Source organism: Flavobacteriales bacterium, from assembly GCA_030584065.1.
Classification (GTDB): domain Bacteria; phylum Bacteroidota; class Bacteroidia; order Flavobacteriales_F; family PHOS-HE28; genus PHOS-HE28.
The window spans coordinates 1493172-1514718 of sequence record CP129489.1 but is presented as its reverse complement, the minus strand read 5'-3'; the positions used below and the strand labels follow the sequence as shown (position 1 = coordinate 1514718).

The following is a 21547-nucleotide window of genomic DNA, read 5'->3' as shown; positions in this document are numbered from 1 at the left end:
ACGAAACAACCAAGACCCTCCTCCAACAACACCAACGCCACCGCCGGGCCTCGGCGCATGACCATGAAAACGACCAACCTCCAACGCACCGCCACGTTCGCGCTCACCGCCCTTCTGCTGGTCGGTGGGATGACCGCCTGCAAGAGCAAGAAGAAGCAGGCTGAGGCGGCCAAGCAGAATCCGCCGGAGGGCGAGACCGAAGTGAAGGTGCTGTGCTCCGGCCCTGAATTCTTCACCGACAACAAGGTGTTCCGGGCCAACGCGCTGGGCGAGAGCATGGATCAGGCAACGGCCAAGAAGAAGGCCATGAGCAACGCCCGGGCCGACCTGGCCGCGGCCATCAACACGCGCGTGAAGGCCGTGGTCGACAACTACGTGAACAGCCGTGAGATGCAGAACCGCGAGGAGGTGGGCGAACGCTACGAGGCCCTGGCCCGCGAGGTTGTCGATCAGCAGCTGACCGGCACCAAGACCATCTGCGAGAAGATGATGAAGGTGAATGCCACCGGCAACTACAAGTGCTACGTGGCCATCGAGCTCAGCGCCCAGGAACTGCTCTCAGCCTACAATGAGCGCCTCAGCAGCGACGAGCGCCTCCGCGTGGACTACGACTATGAGAAGTTCAAGGAGACCTTCGAGAAGGAGATGGAGAAGATGAACCGCTGATTCCCTGCACCGATCACCGGAAGCCCCTCCCCTGCGGAGGGGCTTCTTCGTTCGTCATGACGACCTTTGCGCCATGTCGCGCAGACTGATCATGGCGGGGGCGGCGCTGATGGCCTTGGCGGTCCTCCTTGGTGCGTTCGGTGCCCACGGCCTCAAGGCACGGCTCGGTCCGGAGGCGTTGGGCCAATGGCAGACGGGCGTGGATTACCAGTTCTACCATGCTCTTGGATTGCTGCTCGTAGGGGTGCTGGGCAGTGTGATTCCCGCGCCCCGAGGCCGAGTGGTGGCCTGGCTCTTCGCCGGTGGCGTCGCCTTGTTCAGCGGTTCTCTTTATCTGTTGAGCACCAGGGGTTTGACCGGATGGCCGGCCATCGGTGCCGTGGTCGGTCCGCTGACACCGATCGGGGGGCTGCTCTTCGTGGCGGGCTGGTGCGTCCTGTTCATAACCGCGTTAAGGCAACATGATGCCCGTTAGCCGTCGCGCTGAGCATCCCCCTACTTTTGCCGACCAATTCCAACCCTTAGGAACATGAACGATTTCGGTCTTAAGCCGAAGAACGCGGACCTGTCGTCGATCGGCTTGGCGCGCGTTGGCGATGTCTACTGGAACCTGGAGCCCGCCGAACTGGTGGAGCATGTGATCGTGAACGGTCAGGGAGTGCTGGCCGATAGCGGTGCGCTCGCAATCGAGACCGGGGAATTCACCGGCCGCAGCCCCAAGGACAAGTTCACCGTGAAGGACGCCAAGACCGAGGGCACCGTGTGGTGGGGCGATGTGAACATCCCGCTCCCGACCGAGGCCTTCGACAAGCTCCACGAGAAGATGAGCGCCTACCTCCAAGGGCGTGATGTGTATGTGAAGGATGCCTACGCCTGCGCCGACCCCACGTACCGCCTTAGCCTTCGGGTGGTGGCAGAGCAGCCCGCCAGCGCCATGTTCGCCGGCAACATGTTCCTGCGCCCCACGCATGCGCAGCTGGAGGAGTTCACCCCGGAGTGGCACATCATCGTCGCCCCGGGATTCCGGGCCAATGGTCCGGTCGACGGAGTGAGGCAGCACAACTTCGCTGCCATCGACTTCACCCGCAGGATGATCCTCATCGGCGGCACCGGGTATACCGGTGAGATCAAGAAGGGCATCTTCACCGTACTGAACTACGTGCTTCCCCAGGATCGGGGCGTGCTCAGCATGCACTGCAGCGCCAACATCGGCAAGGACGGCGATACGGCGGTATTCTTCGGCCTGAGCGGCACCGGGAAGACCACCCTCAGCGCCGATCCGGAGCGCCGGCTCATCGGCGACGACGAGCATGGCTGGAGCGACATGGGCGTCTTCAACTTCGAGGGCGGCTGCTATGCCAAGTGCATCGATCTCAGCGCCGAGAAGGAGCCGCAGATCTGGAACGCGATCAAGTTCGGCGCGATCCTCGAGAACATCGTCTTCCACGAGGGCACCAGCAAGGTGGACTTCGCGGACGGGTCCGTCACCGAGAACACCCGCGTGAGCTATCCCATCCACCACATCGACAACATCGCTGAGCCCAGCATCGGCGGTCATCCGAAGAACATCTTCTTCCTGACCTGCGATGCCTACGGCGTGCTGCCCCCGATCAGCCGCCTCACGCCGGGCCAGGCCATGTACCACTTCATCAGCGGCTACACGGCGAAGGTGGCAGGCACCGAGGCAGGCGTCACCGAGCCGCAGAGCACGTTCAGCGCCTGCTTCGGCAAGGCATTCCTGCCCCTGCACCCCGCCAAGTACGCCGACATGCTGGGCGATAAGATGAAGCAGCACGATGTGCGCGTCTGGCTGGTGAACACGGGCTGGAGCGGCGGTGCTTACGGCACCGGAGAGCGCATGAAGCTCAAGTTCACCCGGGCGATGATTTCGGCCGCGCTGAGGGGTGAACTCGACAAGGTGGACTACAAGGAGCACCCGGTCTTCGGCGTGAGCTATCCGGTGAGCTGTCCGCACGTGCCCGCGGAGATCCTCGATCCCCGCAGCACATGGAAGGACAAGTCGGCCTATGACCAGACCGCCGAGAAGCTCGCGAAGCAGTTCAATGACAACTTCGCCAAGTACAAGGATGGTTGCAGTGCCGAGACGCTCGCTGCCGCCCCGCGCCTTTCGGTGAAGGCCTGATCGTGCCGCATGGCGATGGAGGCCCCTGCCCTCGGCAGGGGCCTCCGCTTTTCCTGCCTCCGGGGCCATGACCCGGCGTGGCGCCCTTTCTAGCTTTGCGATCCCGAATGCGGTACGGAGCCCTCTTCATCCTGGTGCTGCTCGTTGCGCCGCGCCTTTGGTGCCAGGGCCTTGGCGCCCCGCATTATCCGGAGCGGCTGCGGGCCGACCTGGAGGTGCTGAAGGCGGCCATCCAGGAGGCCCATCCCGCCCCGTACCGATACATCACCCGTGGGGAACTCGATTCGGCGTTCGATGCGCTGGCGGATTCCCTGTACACGCCGCTGTCCTCGGATGGCTTCCTCGCCCGCCTCCTGCCGGTGCTCCAGCGCATCGGAGATGCCAACCTCGACGTGCAGCTCGATGCCGCCACCGAGCAGCGCCTGCTCGCGCAGGCCACCCTGCTTCCATTCAGGGTCCGGCTCATCGAGGGGGATGTCTACATCGCGGAGGAATTGAAGGGCTTCCGCACCTTCCCCCAAGGAAGCCGGCTCATCAGCGTGGATGGCTTGGCCACGCACCGGTTGATCGCCGGCATGTCGGCGTGGGTGGTGAGGGATGGGGCGAATGAGACGTTGCGCCTTCGGGTGATCGAGGAGCGGTTCGCATGGCTTTTCCTGCTCGCCTTCGGCTACTCGGGCTCCTATGCTGTTGAGGTGGAGGCACCGGATGGCCGAAGGCTCGAGGAGGTGGTGGTGGGCATGCGCTTGGAGGACATCGAGCGCTCACGGAAGCCGGACGGGCTTGCGATGCATCCCTGGCAGAGCACTTGGGATCCCGCGGCCGGAGCGCTCTGGGTGAGCATAAGGTCCCTTGATCCCCTGGTGCTGGAAGGTAGCGGTCAGAAGCCCCGGGCATTCATCGATGCCATGCTGCGCGAGTTGAAGGACAACCGGGCCAGGGTCCTCGTGCTCGACCTCCGCGGTTGCGGGGGGCGGGAGCTGGGCATGGCCGAGCTGGTGTTCTCGGCCATCGCCACGGATCCGTTCCGCGTAGTGGAGAGCATGTATGTGAGCGCGGCGCAGCTCACGGCGCTAGCGGGGGTCGCGGAGATCCCGGTGGAGCACTTGGCGTCGGTCCAGCACAACTACCTGCCGGCGAGGCACGGCACGGCTATGCTTCACCCGGATGATCCCCGTCTCCAGGATGTGGCGCCGCACCGCCACGCCTATCAGGGGAAGGTGTATGTGGTCTGTGACGGGGCCACGCGCGATGCGGGGGCTGCGGTGGTGATGCTTGCCAAGCGCAGCGGCCGGGCCCGTGTGGTGGGGGAGGAGACGGGAACCAATGCCCATAGTTTCACGGGCGGCAGGGAACTCATGGTTACGGCGCCCAACACAGGCGTACGTCTTCGCATCCCGCTCGTGCGCTATGTGCCGAGCGGCGTTGCTGCCGGGGAAGCGGACCGCGGAGAGGCCCCGCATCACTTGGTATCGCCGCAGCCATGGGGCGTGGCCAAGGGGCGCGACACGGTGCGCCTGGCACTGATGCGGATGATCCGGGAGCTGCAATGAAGCCTTGGTTCGCTTTGCTGCTGGCGGCGCAGGCCTGTGCTCCATCCGGTGGTGATTCCGCCACGCACGGCGACTGGCTGGAGCGGCCGAATACGCACGCGCGGTGCTTTCAGGTGCTCGAGCGCGGGGCATCAAGGCGGCTGATCATCTACGGTGCGCCGGACCGCTCGGATACGCTGGCTGTCCTTTCCGTGGGTCGGGAACCGGACGGCGGCGGTGCTGTCCATGTGCCCGATGAGGCTGCACTGGCGGTGATGAGCACCACCCACCTTCCGTTCATCACCGCGCTGGGCAGAGTGGGGCAGCTTGCCGGGGCCGCCCATATCGATCGCCAGCGGGACTCCGTGATCCTGCGCGCGGCAGCGGATGGGCGCATCGTGGAACTGGCATCGGCGGATGGACTGGACCGGGAACGGTTGCTCAGCTCCGGCGCCCAGGTCATCCTCGATTATCCCTTCGGGCGGTCGCGCGTCCGATCGTCGCTACCTGGCATCGTGCAGGTGCCGGTCACGGAATACCTCGAGAAGCACCCGCTCGGCAGGGCGGAATGGATCCGGTTCTTCGGCGCACTCCTGGGTGCGGAGCGGACGGCAGACAGCCTATTCCTCGCGGTGGTCAATCGGTATGGAGATGCCGCCGTCGGGCTCGAACCGGGCAAGGATCCGCCGAAGGTCCTCTTCGGCAGCGCTTGGCAGGGCCAGTGGCATCTGCCGCCGGGCAACAGCTACATGGCGCAGTTGATCGGTGATGCCGGCGGTGCATATCTGATGGCGGATCGGCACGCGAAGGGCAATATCGCCATGGACACTGAAGCCGTGGCCGGGCTGTTGCTGAAGGCCGACCGGTTCGGCACCATCATCGCGAACGGCCGTCCCCTGAGCAGCAAGGAGCTCTGCCCCGATGAGCGCCTGGCGCTGCTCCCCGCCGTGGCTTCCGGTTCATTCTACCTCGATAGCGAGCGCTCGGACATCTTCGGCGCGGCGTTGCTGGAGCCGGATGTGCTGGTGGCTGAGCTGGCCTGTGTGCTGGGCACAGGCCCTTGCACGCAGGGAAGGCCCACCTACGTGCTGCGGCCCGGTCAGTAGGGGATGCCCAGCCTTCGGTAGATGAATCCCATGAGCCATGCCGGGCCCACCAGCAGGAATTGAAGGTCGGTGAGGAAGCTGGGCTTCCGTCCTTCAATGCCATGTCCGATGAATTGGCCAACCCATGCCACGGCGAAGAGGGCGATGCAGATGCCCCACAGCGGCCATGCGGCATGGGTCAGCAGATAGCCTGAGAGCCAAATGCAGAGCCAGCTCCACACCGCCATTCCCAACATGAGCGGGATTGAGCGCGGCAGGTAGAATGCCAGCAGCACGGCGCCCACGGCCGCCTTCGCCCAAGGGGCCGCGCCGATGATGGGAGCGTCGGCCGGAGGGATGGAGGCCAGCAGGCCGACCACGCAGAAGTAGATCACGGGCACGCAGACCCAGTGGATGAGCTTGTTCGTCCTGTTCTGGTGACTCTCCCCGTAGAGGTCGAACCAATCCTGTATGCTACGCTTGGACATGGGGCAGGTATCGCTCCTGAAGGATGCGCAGGTGGTGGCGTTCGTGGCCGGCGATGCACCAGCCCAATGCACGGACGCTAATCGCCTGCCCGTTCGCTTGGCCTGACCGCACCAAGGCTTCATCGGAGAGGCTGCGGAACAGGTGGAGCGTGCCTTGCCTTACCACGGCCCTTTCCGCGAGCAGGTCGGTCCATGGCCGCGCGTCGGCATGGGCCTCAGTGGCATAGGAGTCCTCATCGAACCCGGGCAGGCCGGTGCCATCGCGCCTTGCGAACCGCAGCGCGCGGTAGGCGAATACGCGCTCGCAATCAATCAGATGCTGCACCACATCCCGCATGCTCCACTTGCCGGCGGCATACCGGAACCCCGCGGACTGTTCCGGGATGCCGCCGAGGACTGCGGCCGCATGCGCATCCGCCGCTTGGAGCGCCGCCAGCAGACCGCCCTCCGGGCACAAAGCGATATAGGCCCCCTGGTAGGGCGCGTGTTCGGTGCTTGTTGGTTTGGATTGGGCGTCCATGGCCCCAAGGTAAGCCGTACCGCTCGCGGGCAGCCGCATAGGGGCCGGCCCCGGCGTTTTCCACAATCGTTGTTCACATCGCAGCGGCGGCAGGGGCTGCGCTCGCCTGGCAGGGCTCTAGCTTTCGGCATGCTTCAATGGGAGGGGCCCTTATTCGAGCAGCCTTTCGAGCTCTGGCGTGACGAAGGGGTCCTTCACCTTGTGCTGGCGGACGGCGCTCAGCTTTCGGCCCGCGAGGTGAAGGAGGTGGTTCGGCTTGTGGCAGCCTTGGATCGGGATGGCCGCTCTCCTTTGATGATCGACCATGCGCCGAATGTGGCGGTGGCGGACGGAGCTCGAAGGCTGATCACACGGGTCTGCAAAGCGCATGGCCATCCGGTCGTGGTGTATACCGCGAGCATCCGCTGCCAAGGACAGCTGGAACTGTTCAGGCAGGTCCATAAGCCGAGCTTCCCGTTCAAGGTGTGCGGCTCACGTGAGGAAGCTTGGGCCTGGGCCAGTGAGCGGCGGCAACGGGATGCCCTGGGCAGCCCGGAAGGCGTGCACAGGCCTGAAGCGCCCAGCCTATGAGAGCGGGCGTACTGCTTTGCCTGGCGCTAGCGGCACCCGCGCTGCCCTCCTTGGGGCAATCGCTGGAGCTGCTCGGCTCGTCGGGGCAGGACGATGTAATGGTGGAGGTGCGGGCCAGTGGAAGCGATCTGCCCTTGCTGCGCGCGATCTGGCGCCAGGTGCCCGGAGGAACGGCCACCCTTGACCTGCAGCGGACCGCGGAACCGGAGGAGGACCAATCGCTGATGCTCGATCGGCTCGCCGAGGCGGCCATCGGCGCCTACCTCGATGCGCGGGTGCATTTCACGAAGCAGGGTGTGCGCAGCGACCTTCCGGCCGACCGGTTGGGGCATGAGGTCAACGGCCTGCTGGCGGCCGCACTGGAGGCCACCGGAGCGGATGTGCCCTTTGCGGGCCTCAGCGCTTCCACTCAGCGGCAATTGGACCGGCTGACCCGCATCGACTGGAGCCAGGCCCGGTTCGGCGTGGACGGCGGTGAATCACAGGACAAGTACCTGGCCATTTATTACTACGTGAGGAGCCAACGCGAGGAGCTGGAGCGCCAGGTGCGTGCGGATCTGCTGCCGCTGAGCACGGTGCCCGTCATCGGCCGGATCCATGGATCGCCCGGCACCATGGTCCGCATCAATTCCACGTGCGGAACGGTCTTCGACGAGGAGAACTTCCTCTGCGCGCTGGATCTGCGCCTGGCGGATAGCAGCGTTGGCTTCGCCATCGAACCCACGCTCGCTGCCGAGGACCTGCGTGCCCTTTCGGCCCGAGCCCTGGCCCTGGAACCTGCACCGGCCGTGCAGCCGAAGGTGCGCAAGCGGGACCGCTGGCTGAAGGACGAGCTGGATGCCATCCACCAGCGCATCGAACGGATGGATCAGCGCAAGGAGCTCTGGGAACTGCGCGACCGCATGGATGACCTCGAGGACCGGATCACCGGTCTCGAACTGGAGGTCCAGGAGAGCCGGAAGGAGACGCCAATCGATAATCCGGCGGCCACGCTCTCCGAACTCACCGGGCGGAACATCACCGTTCGCTTCGAGCGGAACAGCACTACGCTCCTGCCGGAGCAGCAGGTACTGCTCAACGAGGTATTCGAGCAGTTGGCCCGGTCGCCCATGGAGAAGGTCCTCGTTACGGGCTACACCGACCGCAGCGGCGACCCGGCGCTGAACCTCCGGCTCAGCGAGGCGCGTGCGAAGGCGGTGCGCAACTACCTGCTGCAACGCGGCATTAGCCCGGATCGCCTCCTCGTGAACTATTACGGTGACAGCCGCAGCATGGGGCGCGACCCCGGCGAGCGCCGCGTGGAAGTGGAGTGGATCCGGTGAGGCCGCGGTTCGCTTGAGTCCGAAGGTTGTGCGCTGCCTTCCGCCGACCGGTATTGACCAAATGGTTAATCTTGCATCCCCCGATGGCACGCGTAAAGGAAGCATCCACCGAGAAGCGTATCCTGGATGCGGCGCGACGTGTTTTCATCCGCAAGGGCATGGCGGGTGCCCGGATGCAGGAGGTGGCCGATGAGGCCGGCATCAACAAGGCGCTGCTTCATTACTACTTCCGGGACAAGCAGCGGTTGTTCGAGGGCGTTTTCAAGGGCGGGGCCGAGCAGCAGTTCGGTTGCATATGGGGCGCGCTGAAGGACCGGACGGATCTGTTCGATGCCATCACGGCCTTTGTATCCGCCTTCATCGATCGGATGGTGGAGGACCCCCTTCTTCCGCTGTTCATCGCGCAGGAGATGAACCGGGATCCCGAGGGGCTGCGTGCCTTCATCGATCGCGGCCACATGAGCCGGCAGCATTTCGTCCGCCTGGTGGAGGAGGCCAGGGTGCGCGGCGCCATCATCGACGTCGACGCGCGTGATCTGCTGGTGAACATGATGGCGCTCAGTGCACACCCCTTCATCGCCCGTCCAATGATCCTCCATATCCACGGCATGAATGAGGCGGCCTATCACCGCATGATCCTTGAGCGCAAGAGAACCGTTCCCGACTTCATCATCCGATCCATACGCGCATGAACGCTTTGTTGCAACGCAGGCTAACCATCGTCATAGGCCTCCTCCTCATCGTGGGAGGCATCGGCACGTGCCGGAAGCTGGCGGGAGGCAGGTCATCGGCCCCGCGCAGCAATGCGCCCGCGCAAGCACGAGCTGTGCGCACCGTCACCGCGCAGAACGGCCCCGTGCGCCTGAGCATACCCATCACCGGACGGCTGCGCGCCACCGACCGCATGCTGCTCACCGCAGAGGTGGCCGGTACGCTCCTGCGCACCGGCAAGCCCTTCCGCGAGGGAGCCTCCTTCCGCCAGGGTGAGGTGCTCTTCCGCATCGACGACGGCGAGGTGCGCGCCCAGATCAACGCCCAGCAGAGCGCGTTCCTGCGCACCCTGGTGCAGCTGGTGCCCGACATGCGCATCGACATGCCCGAGCAGGCCGCCAAGTGGGACGCCTACCTGAAGAGCGTGCCGGTGGACGGCCAGCTGCCCGAGCTGCCGAAGCTCGCGAGCGAACAGGAGCGCAACTACCTCGCGGGCCGCGGCGTGCTGGACCAGTACTACGGCATACGCGCCTTGTACGAGCGCCGCGATAAGTACGTCATCACCGCAGCGTTCGATGGCGTGGTCACCGCGGCGGGCATCGAACCTGGCACGATCGTCACACCGGGCACGCGTCTGGGCGAGTTCATCGCACCGGCCTCGCTCGAGCTGGAGACCGCGATCGGGGCTGGCGAGCTTTCCCTGGTGAAGGTGGGTGACACGCTCCGGCTCACCAGCACCGAAGGCCCGGGCAGCTGGACCGGTCGCATCATTCGCCTGGGCGAGAGCATCGATGCTTCCACCCAGACCGTGAAGCTCTTCGTGCAGGTGGAAGGGAAAGGCTTGCGCGACGGCCAGTACCTCACCGGAGCCATCCAGGCCGGATCGCTGAACGATGCGGTGAGCGTGCCGCGCAGCGCGTTGCTTGAGGACGGTTCGCTCTACACCGTGAAGGACAGCGCGCTGATGAAGCAGCAGGTCACCATCCTCCACCAGGGCGTGGAGCAGGCCGTGGTGCGGGGCTTGAGCGATGGCCAAGCGGTAGTGACCGACCGCCTCAGCGGCGCCTATGAGGGCATGCGCGTAGCACCGGTGAAGCCATGAAGGGACTCACCGCCTACTTCATCAAGTACGCCGTGGCGGTCGATACCGTCATGGTGCTCATCTTCATCTTCGGCTTCTTCGGGCTGAAGGCCACGCGCAGTTCGCTCTTCCCCGAGGTGGAGAGCCGTACCATCCAGGTGCAGATCATCTACCCCGGTGCTGCGCCCGAGGAGGTGGAGGAAGGGGTGGTGCTGCGGATCGAGGACGACCTCAAGGGCGTCACCGGCGTGGAGCGCATCAGCAGCGTGAGCCAGGAGAACGGCGGGGTGATCATCGTGGAGGTGATCAAGGGGTATGATGTCGACGTGGTGCTGCAGGACGTGAAGAACGCCGTGGAGCGCATCCCGACCCTGCCCGACGGCATGGAGCCGATCCGCACCTTCAAGCTGGAGAACATCCGGCCCGCCGTGACCTTCGCGCTCAGCGGCGAAGGCGTCGATCTGAAGGCCCTGAAGCTGATCGCGCGCCGCGTGGAGCAGGACCTGCGATCCATTGGTGGGATCAGCAAGGTGGAGATCACCGGCTACCCCGATGAGGAGGTGGAGGTGGCCTTCCGCGAGGCCGATCTGCGTGCCAACAACCTGAGCTTCGCGCAGGCCGCCGCCGCCGTGCGCGGGGCCAATCTCGACCTCACCGGAGGGAAGATCAAGACCGCCGATGAGGAACTGCTCATCCGCGTGCGCGACAAGCGCCAGGACGCCGAGGGGCTCCGCAATGCGGTGCTGCGAGCTGGCAATGATGGCCGGGTGCTGCGCCTGAAGGATGTTGCCGATGTACGTGACACCTGGGCGGAGGACCCGGCGCGCAACTATGTGAACGGCAAGCCTGCCGTTGTGGTGAACGTGAGCAGCACCGTGAGCGAGGACATCCTGTTCATCGCCGAGAGCGCGCTCACCTACATGGAGGCCTTCAATGAGCGCGGGGGCCCGGTGAAGGCCACGCTGATCAACGATGCCACCACGGTGCTCAAGCAGCGCATCGCCATGCTGCTGGAGAACGGCATCCAGGGCTTCTTCCTGGTGGTGATCGTGCTCGCGCTCTTCCTCAACTGGCGCCTGGCCTTCTGGGTGGCGCTCAGCATCCCGGTGGCCTTCGCGGGCATGTTCATCCTCGCCCCGGGCTTCATCACCATCAACGTGATGAGCCTCTTCGGGATGATCCTCGTAGTGGGCATCCTGGTGGACGATGGCATCGTGATCACCGAGAGCATCTATCAGGAATACGAGCGCGGGCTTCCGCCGATCAAGGCGGCGTTCGAGGGCATCAACAAGGTGCTGCCGGCGGTGATCAGCTCCGTCCTCACCACCGTGGCGGCGTTCAGCACCTTCTTCTTCATCGAAGGGCGCCTGGGCGACTTCGCCCCGGCCCTGGCCTTCGTGGTGATTGCTACCCTGCTGTTCTCGCTCATCGAGGCCGCCTTCATCCTGCCGGCGCACGTGGCCCATTCCAAGGGTCTGAGCCGCGGCGCCAAGAACAAGCTGGAGGCCTATATGGACGGGGTGATGGGCAGGTTGCGCGATGTACGGTACGCCCGGTTCTATGACCGGTTCATGCGCCACCGCGTGTTCACCATCGGCATCGCGTTCTTCCTGCTGGCCGTCACCATCGGCTCGGTGGGCGCGGGCATCATCAAGACCACCTTCTTCCCGGTGATCGAACGCGACGACGTGGCCGTGGACCTGGAGATGGTGACCGGCACGCGCGAGAACGTCGTCTTCAGCGAACTGCAGCGGATCGAGCAGCTGGCCTGGGCCATCAATGACGAACTGAGCGCCGCAAGGGAGGATAGCCTCGATGTGATCCTGAAGGTGCAGACCATCCTCGGTCCGCGCGCGGAGCAGGGCAAGCTCAATATCATCCTGCTCGATGGCGAGAAGCGGGGCTTCCGTGCCGAGGAGATCACCAATCGCCTGCGCGAGCGGGCCGGCATGGTGCCCGGCGTGCAGAACCTCACCTTCGGGCTGGCCACGCCTTTCGGGAAGCCGGTGTCCGTATCGCTCCGCAGCAACGACCTCGCGGAACTGAACGCGGCCAAGGCCGAGTTGCGGGCCGAGCTGGTGAAGCTGCCCATGCTCCGCGATGTGGTGGACAGCGACCGCCCGGGCAACCGCGAGGTGGTGCTGAAGCTCAAGGACAAGGCCCAGCTGCTCGGCCTCACGTTGCAGGAAGTCGCGGCCCAGGTGCGCCAAGGGTTCTTCGGTTTGGAGACGCAGCGTGTGCAGCGCGGCGAGGACGAGGTGAAGATCTGGGTGCGCTATGCGGAGGACGGCCGTGCCTCTCTGCGTGATCTGGAGGACATGCGCATCCGTACCGCTGATGGCCGCCAGTTCCCGCTGACCGAACTGGTGAGCTACCACATCGAGCGCGGCATACGCGCCATCAACCACCTGGATGGTAGGCGCGAGGTACGGGTGGAGGCCGACCTGGCCAGCAGCGCTCAGAGCGCGACGGAGGCGCAGGGCGTGGTGGCTGCGGAGATCATGGCACCGCTGCTCGCCAAGTATCCAGGCCTGGGCTACAGCTTCGAGGGCCAGGGAGAACAGAGCCGCAAGGTCAGTGGAAGTGCCATGCGTGTGCTGCCCATCACCCTCATCATCATGTTCGCCATGATCGTGCTCACGCTGCGGAGCTTCTGGCAGATGGTGGCCGTGCTGCTCTGCCTGCCGCTCGGCTTCGTGGGCATCGGATGGGGGCACTGGATCCATGGCGTGCAGATCAGCCTCTTCAGCTTCTTCGGAATGATCGCGCTCATCGGGGTGATGGTGAACGACTCGCTCGTGTTGATCAGCACCTTCAATGCGAATCTGAAGACAGGCATGGAGTTCTACGCCGCGCTGCGCACCGCGGCCCTTTCGCGCCTGCGTCCCATCCTGCTCACCTCGCTCACCACCGTGGCGGGTCTGCTCCCCATCACGCTGAACAAGAGCTTCCAGGCCCAGTTCCTGATCCCCATGGCCATCACCGTAGCCTACGGCCTGGCCATCGCCACCTTCGTCACGCTCATCATCCTGCCCATCCTGCTGGCCGCGCTCAATGAGGCACGCCGCTTCCTGGGATGGGCGTGGAGCGCGCAGACCCCGACAGCCGAAGCCGTCGAACCCGCTGTGAAAGAACTGCCCTATGAGGACCTGGAGGAGCATCGCCACTAGCCTTGCGCTCCCACTGAGCGTGGGCCTAATCGCGCAGGATACCCTGAGCCTGGACGCGGCGATCCGCATGGCCCTGGCCAACGAGCACGGTATCCGCATCGCGCGCAACGAAGCCGCCATCGCTGATGCGCAGGCCACCGCGGGCAACGCAGGCCTGCTGCCGCGTGTGGAGGCGAGCGGGCGCGGCACCTACAGCGACCAGTTCTCCCGCCTCGACTTCGCGGAGCCCCTGCCCGATGTGGAGCGCGATGGCGTGGTGAACACCGCGCTGAGCGGTCAGCTGGGCCTGTCGTACACGCTCTTCAATGGCCTGGGGACCTTCGCAGCGCACGATCGCGCCCAGCTGCAGGCGCGCGTGGCGGACCTGCGCGCGCGCGCCCAGGTGGAGGCCACGCTGATGCAGGTGGTGGCGCTGTATTACCAGCTCGCCGCGCTCGACCAGGATGTGGCGATCACCGAGCGCCTGTTGGGCATCAGCGTGGAGCGCTTCCGCCGGCAGGAGGGACGCGCAGCCCTCGGCGGCACGGGGCGTTTGGAGCTGCTCAACGCGCAGGTGGACCTGCAGGCCGACAGCAGCGCATGGATCATGGCCCTGCAGCGCCGCGAGCGCACGCTGCGCGACCTCAATGTGCTGCTCGGCCGATCGCCTGCGGCATCGGCGGTTCCCTCCCGCCAGGTGACCTATGCCAATGGCCTATCGGAAGAGCTGCTGGTGGAGGAGGCGCTGCGCGGCAATGCCCAGCTGCAGGCGGCCATGGCCCAGGTGCGTGCCGCCGAGGCCGATGAGCGGGTGGCCAAGGCAATGCGCTGGCCCCGGCTCGACCTGAGCGCCGCCTACGGCGTGAGCGATCAGCGCAACGAGGTGGGCATCGTGCTGGGCACCTACACCCGCGGCCTGAACGGCGGCCTCACGCTCAGCGTGCCGCTCTTCGATGGCGGGCGCGTGGGCACGCAGGTGGAGGCCGCGCGGCTGCGCGCCGAGAGCGCGGCCCTGGCCGAGCAGCAGGCACGGCTCCAGGTGGAGCGCGATGTGCGCAACGGCTTCACCACCTGGCGGAGCCAGCGCGAGGTGCTGCGCATCCAGCAGGAGGCGATGCGCGCCGCCGAGCTCAACTTCGAGCGCACGCGCGAGCTCTACCAGAGCGGGCTCCTCACCGCGCTGCAGTTCCGTCAGGCGCAGCTCGACCTGGCCAATGCGCAGCGGCAGGCCGTGGTGGCCGGCTTCGATGCCAAGGTGGCCGAGCTGCAGCTGCTGCGTGCGAGCGGCGGACTACTTACCGGGCTCGGCATCCGTGACCTCCGCTGAGGCGGGGCTATGGACCCTGAAGAGCACCTCGAACGCGACACCGGGGCCGCTGCGCACATGCAGGCTTCCATCCAGCTGCTCCGCCAGCGCCTCCACGATCTCCAGCCCGAGCTTGCCGGGACCGGTGAGCAGCCCATGGTCGGGGGCAACCCCATTGTTGTGCACCATCAGCCGGTGCAGGTCGCCCTCGACCCGCGTGACCGTCACTTCCACATGTCCGCCGGTGGCATGCGGGAAGGCGTGCTGGAAGGCATTGTTCACCAGCTCGCACACGATGATGCCCAGTTCGATGGCCGTGTCCTGATCGCAGGTGATGCCATTGGTCTCCACCCCAACGCTGATGGTGCCCTTCCGATCCGTGTACAGTTCCGCGATGGAGGCGGTGAGCTGGCCGAGGAAGACCCGCAGGTCGATCCGCCGCAGATCGGGATGGTCGTAGAGGCGGTGATGCACCAGGGCGATGGTATCGATGCGGCGCTTGCCGCGCAGGAATTCATTCCGCACCGGCCCATCGGTGAGTGAAGAGGCCTGCAGGTTCAGCAGGCTGCTCACCACCTGTAGGTTGTTCTTCACCCGGTGGTGAACCTCGCGGCTCAGGGCATCGCGCTCACCCTGGGCCTTCCCCAACCTGAACTCCGACTGCTTCAGCTGCAGGGATACCAGGCCGGCCGCCCTGTCCCGTTGGCGGCTTCTCATCCAGAGCAGCCCGAGCAGGATGACAACCGCCGCCAATGCCGCCGCCCCCATCATGGTGTACCTGCGGTCGGGTTCAGTCCAATGGACAAGCCGGGCCGCATCGATCGCCACCAGACTGTGCAGGGTTAGGCCATTCAGCATCACGGGAGCGACCTGCGCAGCATAGGCGTGCTGCTCATGCGCGATGGGGAATGCCCGCGAGGTCTTGCTGGTCAGCCATTGGGTCAGGGCGTTGCGCAGGATGTTGGCGGAATCGTCCTTCCCCGCTCCGGTGCTCGAGAACAAGGTCGCGCCCTCGGAATCGAAGAGCAGCATCCCCGGTCCGAGGCTCGGCAGGAATCGCGTGTCGAGCTGTTCGGCGCGATCCAGCGACACATCGAACAGCATCACTTGATAGGCATTGCGCGCGTTCTGGCTGCGGATGAGGAGGGCCACCTGGAGCACATTCTCCGCACTGTCGCCGAACTGGCGCTCGCCCCACACGGGTACGTCCTGGTGGTTCTCGAGCGCCTTGCTGAACCAGACCCGTTCGCGCGGATCGTAGCGTCCGAAACGGGACCAGGGAATCCCTGTGCTATCCAGCCCTGAGTTCAGCAGCCGCCTGGCGACGGGCAGGGAATCCTTGCTGCCTGCCCGCGTCTCCACCAGCCAGAGTGCGGTATCCAGCCGGTACAGGCCATGTTCGCCTCCGCCCTCATCGGCCAGGCGAATGGCATTGATGGACCAGTGCGAGGCCATCAGTGCGCGCCAGCGCGGCAGCAGCTGCTCCTTGGGTGTGCCCAGCCGCACGGCGGCGGCCTCCTCCTGCAGGTCCGCTTCCCATTCGTTGAACATGCCGCTGAGCCGCATGCCCACGAGTTGGTGCGCATGGCTGAGGGCGTGGCCGGCGAGCTCCTCTTCGCGCTGCCGCACCATGCGGCTATGCGCGACCAGGAGCCAAGCGCAGCCTGCCAGCACGACGGCCAGCAGGGCCGGGAGGATTCGGTCCACGAGCCGTTGATTCATGCTAGGGGCATGGTGAGGCCGTGATCTCTGTGCGTGTGACGTCCACTTCGGCACTGCCGTCCTTCACCTGTGCGGCCGTGATGCGCTTCGGCCGGAAGTAGATGCCATTGAGCTTGCCCGTGAGCGCTTGACCAGCGCGGATGCACGTGTCCGCCTCGAAAGTCTCGATGGTGCGCCCTTGGTAGAACAGGTCGATGGTCAAGGCTGCCTGCCGGTCCATCGAGGCAGTGTTCCTGAGCCGGAGCAGCAGTTCCGGTTGTCCCTTCGGGAAGGCCCAACGATAGGCGACCTGCACGCTGTCGATCGTGCCTTTGTCCACGAATTGGCCATGGCCGGCCGCGCCTAGTGCGATGGCTGCCAGGATGAGCGCTGCTCGTATCGGCGATGGAGGCTGGATCATGATCATGGGTCAGTGCTTGATGCGCTGCAATGCGGCGATGGCACGGTCGATCCCGGCATCGTCCACATCGAGGTGGGTGACCATCCGCACCTGCCGCGGTCCGATGGCCAAGCAAAGGATGCCCTGACTGCCCAATGCTGCGGTGTGCGCCTTGGCATCCAGGCCCGCTTGGAGGTCATAGATCACGATGTTCGTTTCCGTGGGCATCACCCGCTCGCACCAAGGCTCTTGGGTGATGGCTGCTCCGAGCCTGCGTGCGCGCGCATGGTCGTCCCGCAGCCGCTCCACATGATGGTCCAGTGCATGCAGGCCGGCGGCGGCGAGCAGGCCGGCCTGCCGCATGCCCCCGCCCAGGCGCTTGCGCACGCGCCGGGCCTGGTGGATGAATGCGGCGCTGCCGATGAGCACGCTGCCCACCGGTGCGCCGAGCCCTTTGCTGAGGCAGACGGATACGGAGTGGAAGATCCCGCCCCATTGCGCGGGCGCGGTGCCGTCCTCAACCATGGCATTGAAGATGCGCGCACCATCGAGGTGGAGGCTCAGCCCAAGCGCATCGCAGGCTTCACGCACCGCCGCCGCCTGCCCAAGGCTCCAGCAGGCCCCGCCTCCGCGGTTCACCGTATTCTCGATCACCACCATCCGCGAATGGGCGAGGTACGCTGCCTGCCTGTCGTTCACTGCAGCGGCCACCGCATCGGCGGTGAAGCGTCCCCGTTCGGCGGGCAGGAAGCGCACGCTGCAGCCGCTATTGGCCATCATGCCACCGCCCTCGTAGCGGTAGACATGGGCGCCTTCCTCGCACAGCACCTCATCGCCGGGCCGGGTGTGCACATTGATGGCGATCTGGTTGGTCTGCGTACCGCTGGGACAGAGGAGCGCAGCCTCGTGGCCGAAGAGTCCGGCCATGCGCGCTTCAAGGGCATTCACCGTGGGGTCCTCGCCGAAGACGTCATCCCCCACTTCGGCACGGAGCATAGCTTCCAGCATGGCCGGAGTGGGTCGAGTGACGGTATCGGACCGGAGGTCGATCGGCCGCATGCGCCCAAGATAGCTTGGGCCGCGCATGCCGTCCGCGGCTCAGTGCAGGTGCCGGTGCAGCTCGATCAGCAGGGGCAGCTCCGCCTTGCCAACCCCATGGAAGGCATGGCCTACGGCATCGGCGCAGCGGTAGATCAGCTGCTTGCGCCTGGGCGAGAGGTCGTTCTTATGGCCGGCCATGTAGGCGATGAAGGAGTCGAATGCGCCTTCCGCCGAGGCACCGCGATCGGCCAGCACATCGAACTCGAATTCCGTGATGTAGGCCTGGTCCGTGCCGAAGTGATCGGTACTCACCTCCTGCGGCACCAGCTGCTCGGAAACGATGCGCTTGAGTGCAGCGACCTCCTTGGCGGTGACCCGTCCATCGGCGGCCGCAATGGCGTAGAGCAGCCGCCCCAATTCCTTGTAGAAGAGTTGCGCTTCCATGATGGGCTGAAGGTGCGCACGGAACCGGCGCCGTCGGCTGACGCAGGTCAGGGCGCGCGCAGCAACTTGGTCCGCATCGCGCGTGCGGCCGCCACATGGAGCAGGTACTGTCCCTCGGGCAGCGCGCGCAGATCGATGCGATCGCCGGACCGCAGGGTGCCTGAGGCGACGAGCCGGCCCAGTGCATCATGCACGGCAAAGGCTGCGGGCCCGTCGGCGGGCGACCAATCCACCTGCGCCCATTCCGCCGATGGATTCGGCCAGGCCGATAATGTGCCTTCGATGTTCTCCGCGATGCCGACCAAGGGCCGCAGCATCCACCAATCGCGCTGCCGCACCAGTTCGCTGCTGAGGCCTGTGCCCATGTAGGCCCCCCCGGATGGCCCCGGGATTCCGGCTGTAGCCGCGCCCCGCCGCGCGCCGCCGCTGAAGGCCGGCATGGGCAGCCATGCACCCTCCTGCAGGGTCCATGCATCGGCGTGGAAGGTGCCCCAGTCGCTGGCTCCGCCCACCACCGCGTTCCAGCCGGTGATGCCGCGCGCCCCGAACCGTGCATCGGGCAGGGGAGGCGCGGTCTCCCACTCGCCCGTGGGGAAGAGGGCCTCATAGGACCACGCATCGGAGAGCGCTTCGCCTGCAGCGTCGGCTCCACCGATCACCGTGAATGCGGTGGTCAGGAAGGCGGCCGCCCGGTGGCGGGCCGGACCCGGCACGGGCTGAGATGGGAACCACTGATCCACATTGGCGTTGTAGAGCCAATGCTCATTGGTGGGCGATCCGCTTGCCAGCATGCCGGTGGCCACATGGCCGGTGCTGCCCAATCCGGCCGATACGCAGGCATAACGGCCCTCGCCTGGCAACGGAGCCTTCGCGCTCCACGTATTGGTTGCCGGGTCAAAGCACCACAGCTCGTTGAGCGGACCATCGGCATCAATGCCGCCGAAGAGGTAGCCTTTGCCCTCCAGGACGAAGGAGGAGCAGTATTGCCGCGGCGTGGCGGGCAGCGGCGCAATCGGCCACCAAGCGCCGGCCTGGGTGTCGTAGACGTACCAATCGTTCGTCAGTCCCCAGCCCAACTCCATGCCCGTGCCCACGTAGATGGCGCCGTCAATGGTGAAGGAAGCGGCATCGTCCCTCGCCGTTCCAGGGAAATCCGGGAGCTGCTCCCAGGCCTGACCCCAGACGCAATGTCCGCTGGCCGCGAGAAATAGAAGCAAGAGGCGCATTCCGTGAAGGTAATCATGCCGCATCGCAGCTGAGTCGGATTCCCAGGCGAAGGTCCCGAGCGTGCGGTGATGAGCGCCGATCGGGCACACCAGCGGCTCCTCCTGCCGGGGCTCCCTGCGGTTGCCGCCTGGCTGCGCGATTCATCAAGGTGCGCACCGGTGCGCCGTGAACCGGTTCGCCAGGACAAGCGTTCACCGGGGGTACCTTTGGACGGGCATCGATCATGCGCATCAGCGTTCACTTCTCCGCGATGCTCGTCGCGCATTCGCTTTTCGCTCAGGACTCCATGACCAACATGCAGCACCCCGCTCCGCTCGTCATAGAGATCTGGAGCGATGTCGTTTGCCCATTCTGCTATATCGGCAAGCGCGAGTTCGAGGCTGCGCTGGAGCGCTTCCCGCAACGCGACCGGGTGCGGGTGGAGTGGAAGAGCTTCGAGCTCGACCCCTCCGCGCCCGCACGCAGCGCAGAGGATACCTACACCATGCTGGCGCAGAAGTACGGCATGAGCCGCGATGCCGCCCGCAGCCGGGTGGCTGATGTAGCGGCCCGTGCAGCATCGCTGGGGCTGCACTATGATTTCGACCGGGCGGTACTGGCGAATTCCTTCCATGCCCACCGGCTCATCCAGCTGGCCAAGGCCCATGGCCTGGGTGATGCGGCGGAGGAGCGCCTCTTCAAGGCCTACTTCACCGAAGGTGCCCACATCGGCGATGCCGCCACACTGGTCCGCCTGGCAGGAGAGATCGGACTGGATACTGCGGAGGCCTCTGCGATGCTGGAAAGCGGTGACTACGGAGTGGCCGTGAGGGCTGATGAGCGCGAGGCGGAGCAGCTCGGCATCCGGGGCGTTCCCTTCTTCGTGATCGACCGGAAGCTCGCCGTGAGCGGCGCGCAGAGCGCCGATCATTTCCTGGCGGCGCTGCAGCAGGCATGGGCGGGGCGCCCCGCCACCGCGCCTTCATCGGGGGCCGCATGCGCGCCCGGGAATGCCGATTGCCTCCCGGGCCGCACGGATTGAGCCATGTTCACCATAAGGGTCTATGGGCTGCTGGTGCAGCAGGGCAGGGCGCTCGTCTCCGATGAACTCATCAAGGGGCATCGCATCACCAAGTTCCCCGGCGGCGGGTTAGAGTACGGCGAGGGACTCAGGGACTGCCTCCTGCGGGAGATCCGTGAGGAGATGGGGCTTGAGGCCCAGGGCCTGGACCATTTCTACACCACTGATTTCTTCCAGCAGAGCGCCTTCCATGCGGAGCCCATGCAGGTGGTGAGCATCTACTTCACATTCAAGGTACCCGACCCGGGAGCGATCGCGGTGGTGCAGCGTCCGTTCGAGGGCATCTCCGGTTCCACGGATCAGGAGGTGTTCCGGTGGCAGCCCCTGCATGCGCTGGCCGAGGAGGCGGTATCGCTGCCCATCGACCGCGTGGTGTGGCGGCTGATGCAGGACCGGATGGGGGGATGAGCGGTTCCGGGACGGGCTACATGCCCAGCCGCTTAACCACCAGCGCATCCACCTTCTCGAAAAGCTCCTCGGGTCCGCAGCTGCGCCAACGCAGCGCATTCAGGTGGCCGCCGAGCAGGAAGTACTGGTCGATGTTGGCGTGCTGCAGGTCCTCCAGCACATGCGGTCGGAAGTTGAGCAGCGCAATCCAGCCGTCGGCCTCGCTCACCTCATCGAACCACTCGGCGTAGTACTCCTCATCGCTGTGGTGGAAGTTGAGCACATTCTCCCCGATGAGGATGAACTTGCGGATGCCCTGTGCCATCTGGTGCTCGATGATGTTGCGCTTCAGGGTCATCACATCGTTGTGGAGCAGGTCGTTCCACTCGCCGATGAATTCGAGGATTGCGAAGCCCTCCTCATAGTCCGCGAAGAGCACCTTCAGGTAGAGCGTGGCGCTGCCGAAGCTGTCCCATTGGGGATGGATCAGGTGGTCGTAAACGGCATGCGTGAACTCGAACTCGCTGTGCTCTTCCCCGAAGAACGGCGAGCGCTCATCCTCCTCGGCCATGTACTTGTGCCGCCAGTTCCAGAAGGGTTCGATGTCGTGCATGGCCCTGCAAAGATCGCTCAGCAGCGATGCGGCCCGCAGCGCATGTGCAGCCGGGTGCCCCACCGGTGCGCAGATCGCGGGCTCGTTCACCCCACTGTGGC

Annotated in this window: 20 protein-coding genes; 12 read left to right on the top strand and 8 right to left on the bottom strand. The window is 65.6% G+C overall.

Annotated features, from left to right (window positions below):
- Positions 1-57 precede the first annotated feature (57 nt).
- The 5 genes from QY325_06750 to QY325_06730 all read left to right on the top strand — a co-directional run bounded on the left by QY325_06750 (position 58) and on the right by QY325_06730 (position 5447).
- Entirely contained in the window at positions 58-666 is a 609-nt protein-coding gene (locus tag QY325_06750; protein WKZ67619.1) for a hypothetical protein, read from the top strand.
- A gap of 73 nt (positions 667-739) precedes the next feature.
- Positions 740-1141, top strand: coding sequence for a DUF423 domain-containing protein (locus tag QY325_06745; protein ID WKZ67618.1), 402 nt, complete (start codon positions 740-742; stop codon positions 1139-1141).
- Positions 1142-1195: 54 nt separating this feature from the next.
- Positions 1196-2809, top strand: a complete 1614-nt coding sequence (pckA, locus tag QY325_06740) for a phosphoenolpyruvate carboxykinase (ATP) (GenBank protein WKZ67617.1) — start codon at positions 1196-1198, stop codon at positions 2807-2809.
- Between the two features lie 107 nt (positions 2810-2916).
- Positions 2917-4362, top strand: a complete 1446-nt coding sequence (locus QY325_06735; GenBank protein ID WKZ67616.1) for a S41 family peptidase — start codon at positions 2917-2919, stop codon at positions 4360-4362.
- Positions 4359-5447: an ABC transporter substrate-binding protein gene (locus tag QY325_06730; GenBank protein WKZ67615.1), complete on the top strand. Its 1089-nt coding sequence runs from the start codon at positions 4359-4361 to the stop codon at positions 5445-5447. The genes QY325_06735 and QY325_06730 overlap by 4 nt, the downstream gene beginning before the upstream one ends.
- On the opposite strand, the gene QY325_06725 is transcribed toward QY325_06730, so the two are convergent.
- Together QY325_06725 and QY325_06720 are read right to left on the bottom strand one after the other, a co-directional pair.
- On the bottom strand, positions 5441-5914 hold the full coding sequence (locus tag QY325_06725; GenBank protein ID WKZ67614.1) for a DUF962 domain-containing protein: 474 nt from the start codon (positions 5912-5914) through the stop codon (positions 5441-5443). The genes QY325_06730 and QY325_06725 overlap by 7 nt on opposite strands.
- The gene (locus tag QY325_06720) at positions 5901-6434 is read right to left on the bottom strand and encodes a DinB family protein (GenBank protein ID WKZ67613.1); all 534 of its coding nucleotides are present in this window, start codon (positions 6432-6434) and stop codon (positions 5901-5903) included. Before QY325_06720 ends, QY325_06725 begins: the two co-directional genes overlap by 14 nt.
- 566 nt (positions 6435-7000) lie before the next feature.
- On the opposite strand from QY325_06720, the gene QY325_06715 reads away from it, so the two are divergent.
- Genes QY325_06715 through QY325_06695 form a run of 5 tightly spaced genes read left to right on the top strand, consistent with a single transcriptional unit; the run spans position 7001 to position 14594 of the window.
- Positions 7001-8326 (top strand): OmpA family protein, encoded by a 1326-nt coding sequence (locus tag QY325_06715; protein ID WKZ67612.1) that lies wholly within the window; start codon positions 7001-7003, stop codon positions 8324-8326.
- Between the two features lie 26 nt (positions 8327-8352).
- On the top strand, positions 8353-9018 hold the full coding sequence (locus tag QY325_06710; protein ID WKZ67611.1) for a helix-turn-helix domain-containing protein: 666 nt from the start codon (positions 8353-8355) through the stop codon (positions 9016-9018).
- Positions 9015-10139 (top strand): HlyD family efflux transporter periplasmic adaptor subunit, encoded by a 1125-nt coding sequence (locus QY325_06705; protein WKZ67610.1) that lies wholly within the window; start codon positions 9015-9017, stop codon positions 10137-10139. Before QY325_06710 ends, QY325_06705 begins: the two co-directional genes overlap by 4 nt.
- Positions 10136-13288, top strand: coding sequence for an efflux RND transporter permease subunit (locus QY325_06700; GenBank protein WKZ67609.1), 3153 nt, complete (start codon positions 10136-10138; stop codon positions 13286-13288). Before QY325_06705 ends, QY325_06700 begins: the two co-directional genes overlap by 4 nt.
- Complete coding sequence (locus QY325_06695) at positions 13260-14594, top strand: TolC family protein (protein WKZ67608.1); 1335 nt, start codon at positions 13260-13262, stop codon at positions 14592-14594. Before QY325_06700 ends, QY325_06695 begins: the two co-directional genes overlap by 29 nt.
- On the opposite strand, the gene QY325_06690 is transcribed toward QY325_06695, so the two are convergent.
- The 5 genes from QY325_06690 to QY325_06670 are packed head-to-tail and all read right to left on the bottom strand — an operon-like array spanning position 14559 to position 19385.
- On the bottom strand, positions 14559-16280 hold the full coding sequence (locus QY325_06690) for a sensor histidine kinase (GenBank protein WKZ67607.1): 1722 nt from the start codon (positions 16278-16280) through the stop codon (positions 14559-14561). The two genes, QY325_06695 and QY325_06690, sit on opposite strands and share 36 nt — an antisense overlap.
- A 16-nt stretch (positions 16281-16296) precedes the next feature.
- On the bottom strand, positions 16297-16701 hold the full coding sequence (locus tag QY325_06685; protein ID WKZ67606.1) for a hypothetical protein: 405 nt from the start codon (positions 16699-16701) through the stop codon (positions 16297-16299).
- 3 nt (positions 16702-16704) lie between these two features.
- Positions 16705-17733 (bottom strand): GntG family PLP-dependent aldolase, encoded by a 1029-nt coding sequence (locus tag QY325_06680; GenBank protein ID WKZ67605.1) that lies wholly within the window; start codon positions 17731-17733, stop codon positions 16705-16707.
- Positions 17734-17772: 39 nt separating this feature from the next.
- The gene (locus tag QY325_06675) at positions 17773-18159 is read right to left on the bottom strand and encodes a hypothetical protein (protein ID WKZ67604.1); all 387 of its coding nucleotides are present in this window, start codon (positions 18157-18159) and stop codon (positions 17773-17775) included.
- Between the two features lie 47 nt (positions 18160-18206).
- Positions 18207-19385, bottom strand: a complete 1179-nt coding sequence (locus QY325_06670; GenBank protein ID WKZ67603.1) for a kelch repeat-containing protein — start codon at positions 19383-19385, stop codon at positions 18207-18209.
- Between the two features lie 224 nt (positions 19386-19609).
- Between QY325_06670 and QY325_06665 the strand changes: the two genes are divergently transcribed.
- A complete protein-coding gene (locus QY325_06665) occupies positions 19610-20407 on the top strand; it encodes a DsbA family oxidoreductase (GenBank protein WKZ67602.1) in 798 nt (265 codons plus the stop codon).
- Positions 20408-20410: 3 nt separating this feature from the next.
- Positions 20411-20854, top strand: coding sequence for an NUDIX domain-containing protein (locus tag QY325_06660; protein ID WKZ67601.1), 444 nt, complete (start codon positions 20411-20413; stop codon positions 20852-20854).
- Between the two features lie 16 nt (positions 20855-20870).
- On the opposite strand, the gene QY325_06655 is transcribed toward QY325_06660, so the two are convergent.
- Positions 20871-21446: a hypothetical protein gene (locus tag QY325_06655; GenBank protein WKZ67600.1), complete on the bottom strand. Its 576-nt coding sequence runs from the start codon at positions 21444-21446 to the stop codon at positions 20871-20873.
- Positions 21447-21547: the final 101 nt, after the last annotated feature.

What these genes read in the sequence shown, in the direction of transcription:
- QY325_06700 (WKZ67609.1), top strand. Translation starts at nt 10,136, where the DNA reads ATGAAGGGACTCACCGCCTACTTCATCAAGTACGCCGTGGCGGTCGAT.
- QY325_06655 (WKZ67600.1), bottom strand. Translation starts at nt 21,446, where the DNA reads ATGCACGACATCGAACCCTTCTGGAACTGGCGGCACAAGTACATGGCC.
- QY325_06680 (WKZ67605.1), bottom strand. Translation starts at nt 17,733, where the DNA reads ATGCGGCCGATCGACCTCCGGTCCGATACCGTCACTCGACCCACTCCG.
- pckA (WKZ67617.1), top strand. Translation starts at nt 1,196, where the DNA reads ATGAACGATTTCGGTCTTAAGCCGAAGAACGCGGACCTGTCGTCGATC.
- QY325_06665 (WKZ67602.1), top strand. Translation starts at nt 19,610, where the DNA reads ATGCGCATCAGCGTTCACTTCTCCGCGATGCTCGTCGCGCATTCGCTT.
- QY325_06675 (WKZ67604.1), bottom strand. Translation starts at nt 18,159, where the DNA reads ATGGAAGCGCAACTCTTCTACAAGGAATTGGGGCGGCTGCTCTACGCC.
- QY325_06705 (WKZ67610.1), top strand. Translation starts at nt 9,015, where the DNA reads ATGAACGCTTTGTTGCAACGCAGGCTAACCATCGTCATAGGCCTCCTC.
- QY325_06685 (WKZ67606.1), bottom strand. Translation starts at nt 16,701, where the DNA reads ATGATCATGATCCAGCCTCCATCGCCGATACGAGCAGCGCTCATCCTG.
- QY325_06695 (WKZ67608.1), top strand. Translation starts at nt 13,260, where the DNA reads ATGAGGACCTGGAGGAGCATCGCCACTAGCCTTGCGCTCCCACTGAGC.
- QY325_06730 (WKZ67615.1), top strand. Translation starts at nt 4,359, where the DNA reads ATGAAGCCTTGGTTCGCTTTGCTGCTGGCGGCGCAGGCCTGTGCTCCA.
- QY325_06750 (WKZ67619.1), top strand. Translation starts at nt 58, where the DNA reads ATGACCATGAAAACGACCAACCTCCAACGCACCGCCACGTTCGCGCTC.
- QY325_06745 (WKZ67618.1), top strand. Translation starts at nt 740, where the DNA reads ATGTCGCGCAGACTGATCATGGCGGGGGCGGCGCTGATGGCCTTGGCG.
- QY325_06720 (WKZ67613.1), bottom strand. Translation starts at nt 6,434, where the DNA reads ATGGACGCCCAATCCAAACCAACAAGCACCGAACACGCGCCCTACCAG.
- QY325_06660 (WKZ67601.1), top strand. Translation starts at nt 20,411, where the DNA reads ATGTTCACCATAAGGGTCTATGGGCTGCTGGTGCAGCAGGGCAGGGCG.
- QY325_06735 (WKZ67616.1), top strand. Translation starts at nt 2,917, where the DNA reads ATGCGGTACGGAGCCCTCTTCATCCTGGTGCTGCTCGTTGCGCCGCGC.
- QY325_06670 (WKZ67603.1), bottom strand. Translation starts at nt 19,385, where the DNA reads ATGCGCCTCTTGCTTCTATTTCTCGCGGCCAGCGGACATTGCGTCTGG.
- QY325_06725 (WKZ67614.1), bottom strand. Translation starts at nt 5,914, where the DNA reads ATGTCCAAGCGTAGCATACAGGATTGGTTCGACCTCTACGGGGAGAGT.
- QY325_06715 (WKZ67612.1), top strand. Translation starts at nt 7,001, where the DNA reads ATGAGAGCGGGCGTACTGCTTTGCCTGGCGCTAGCGGCACCCGCGCTG.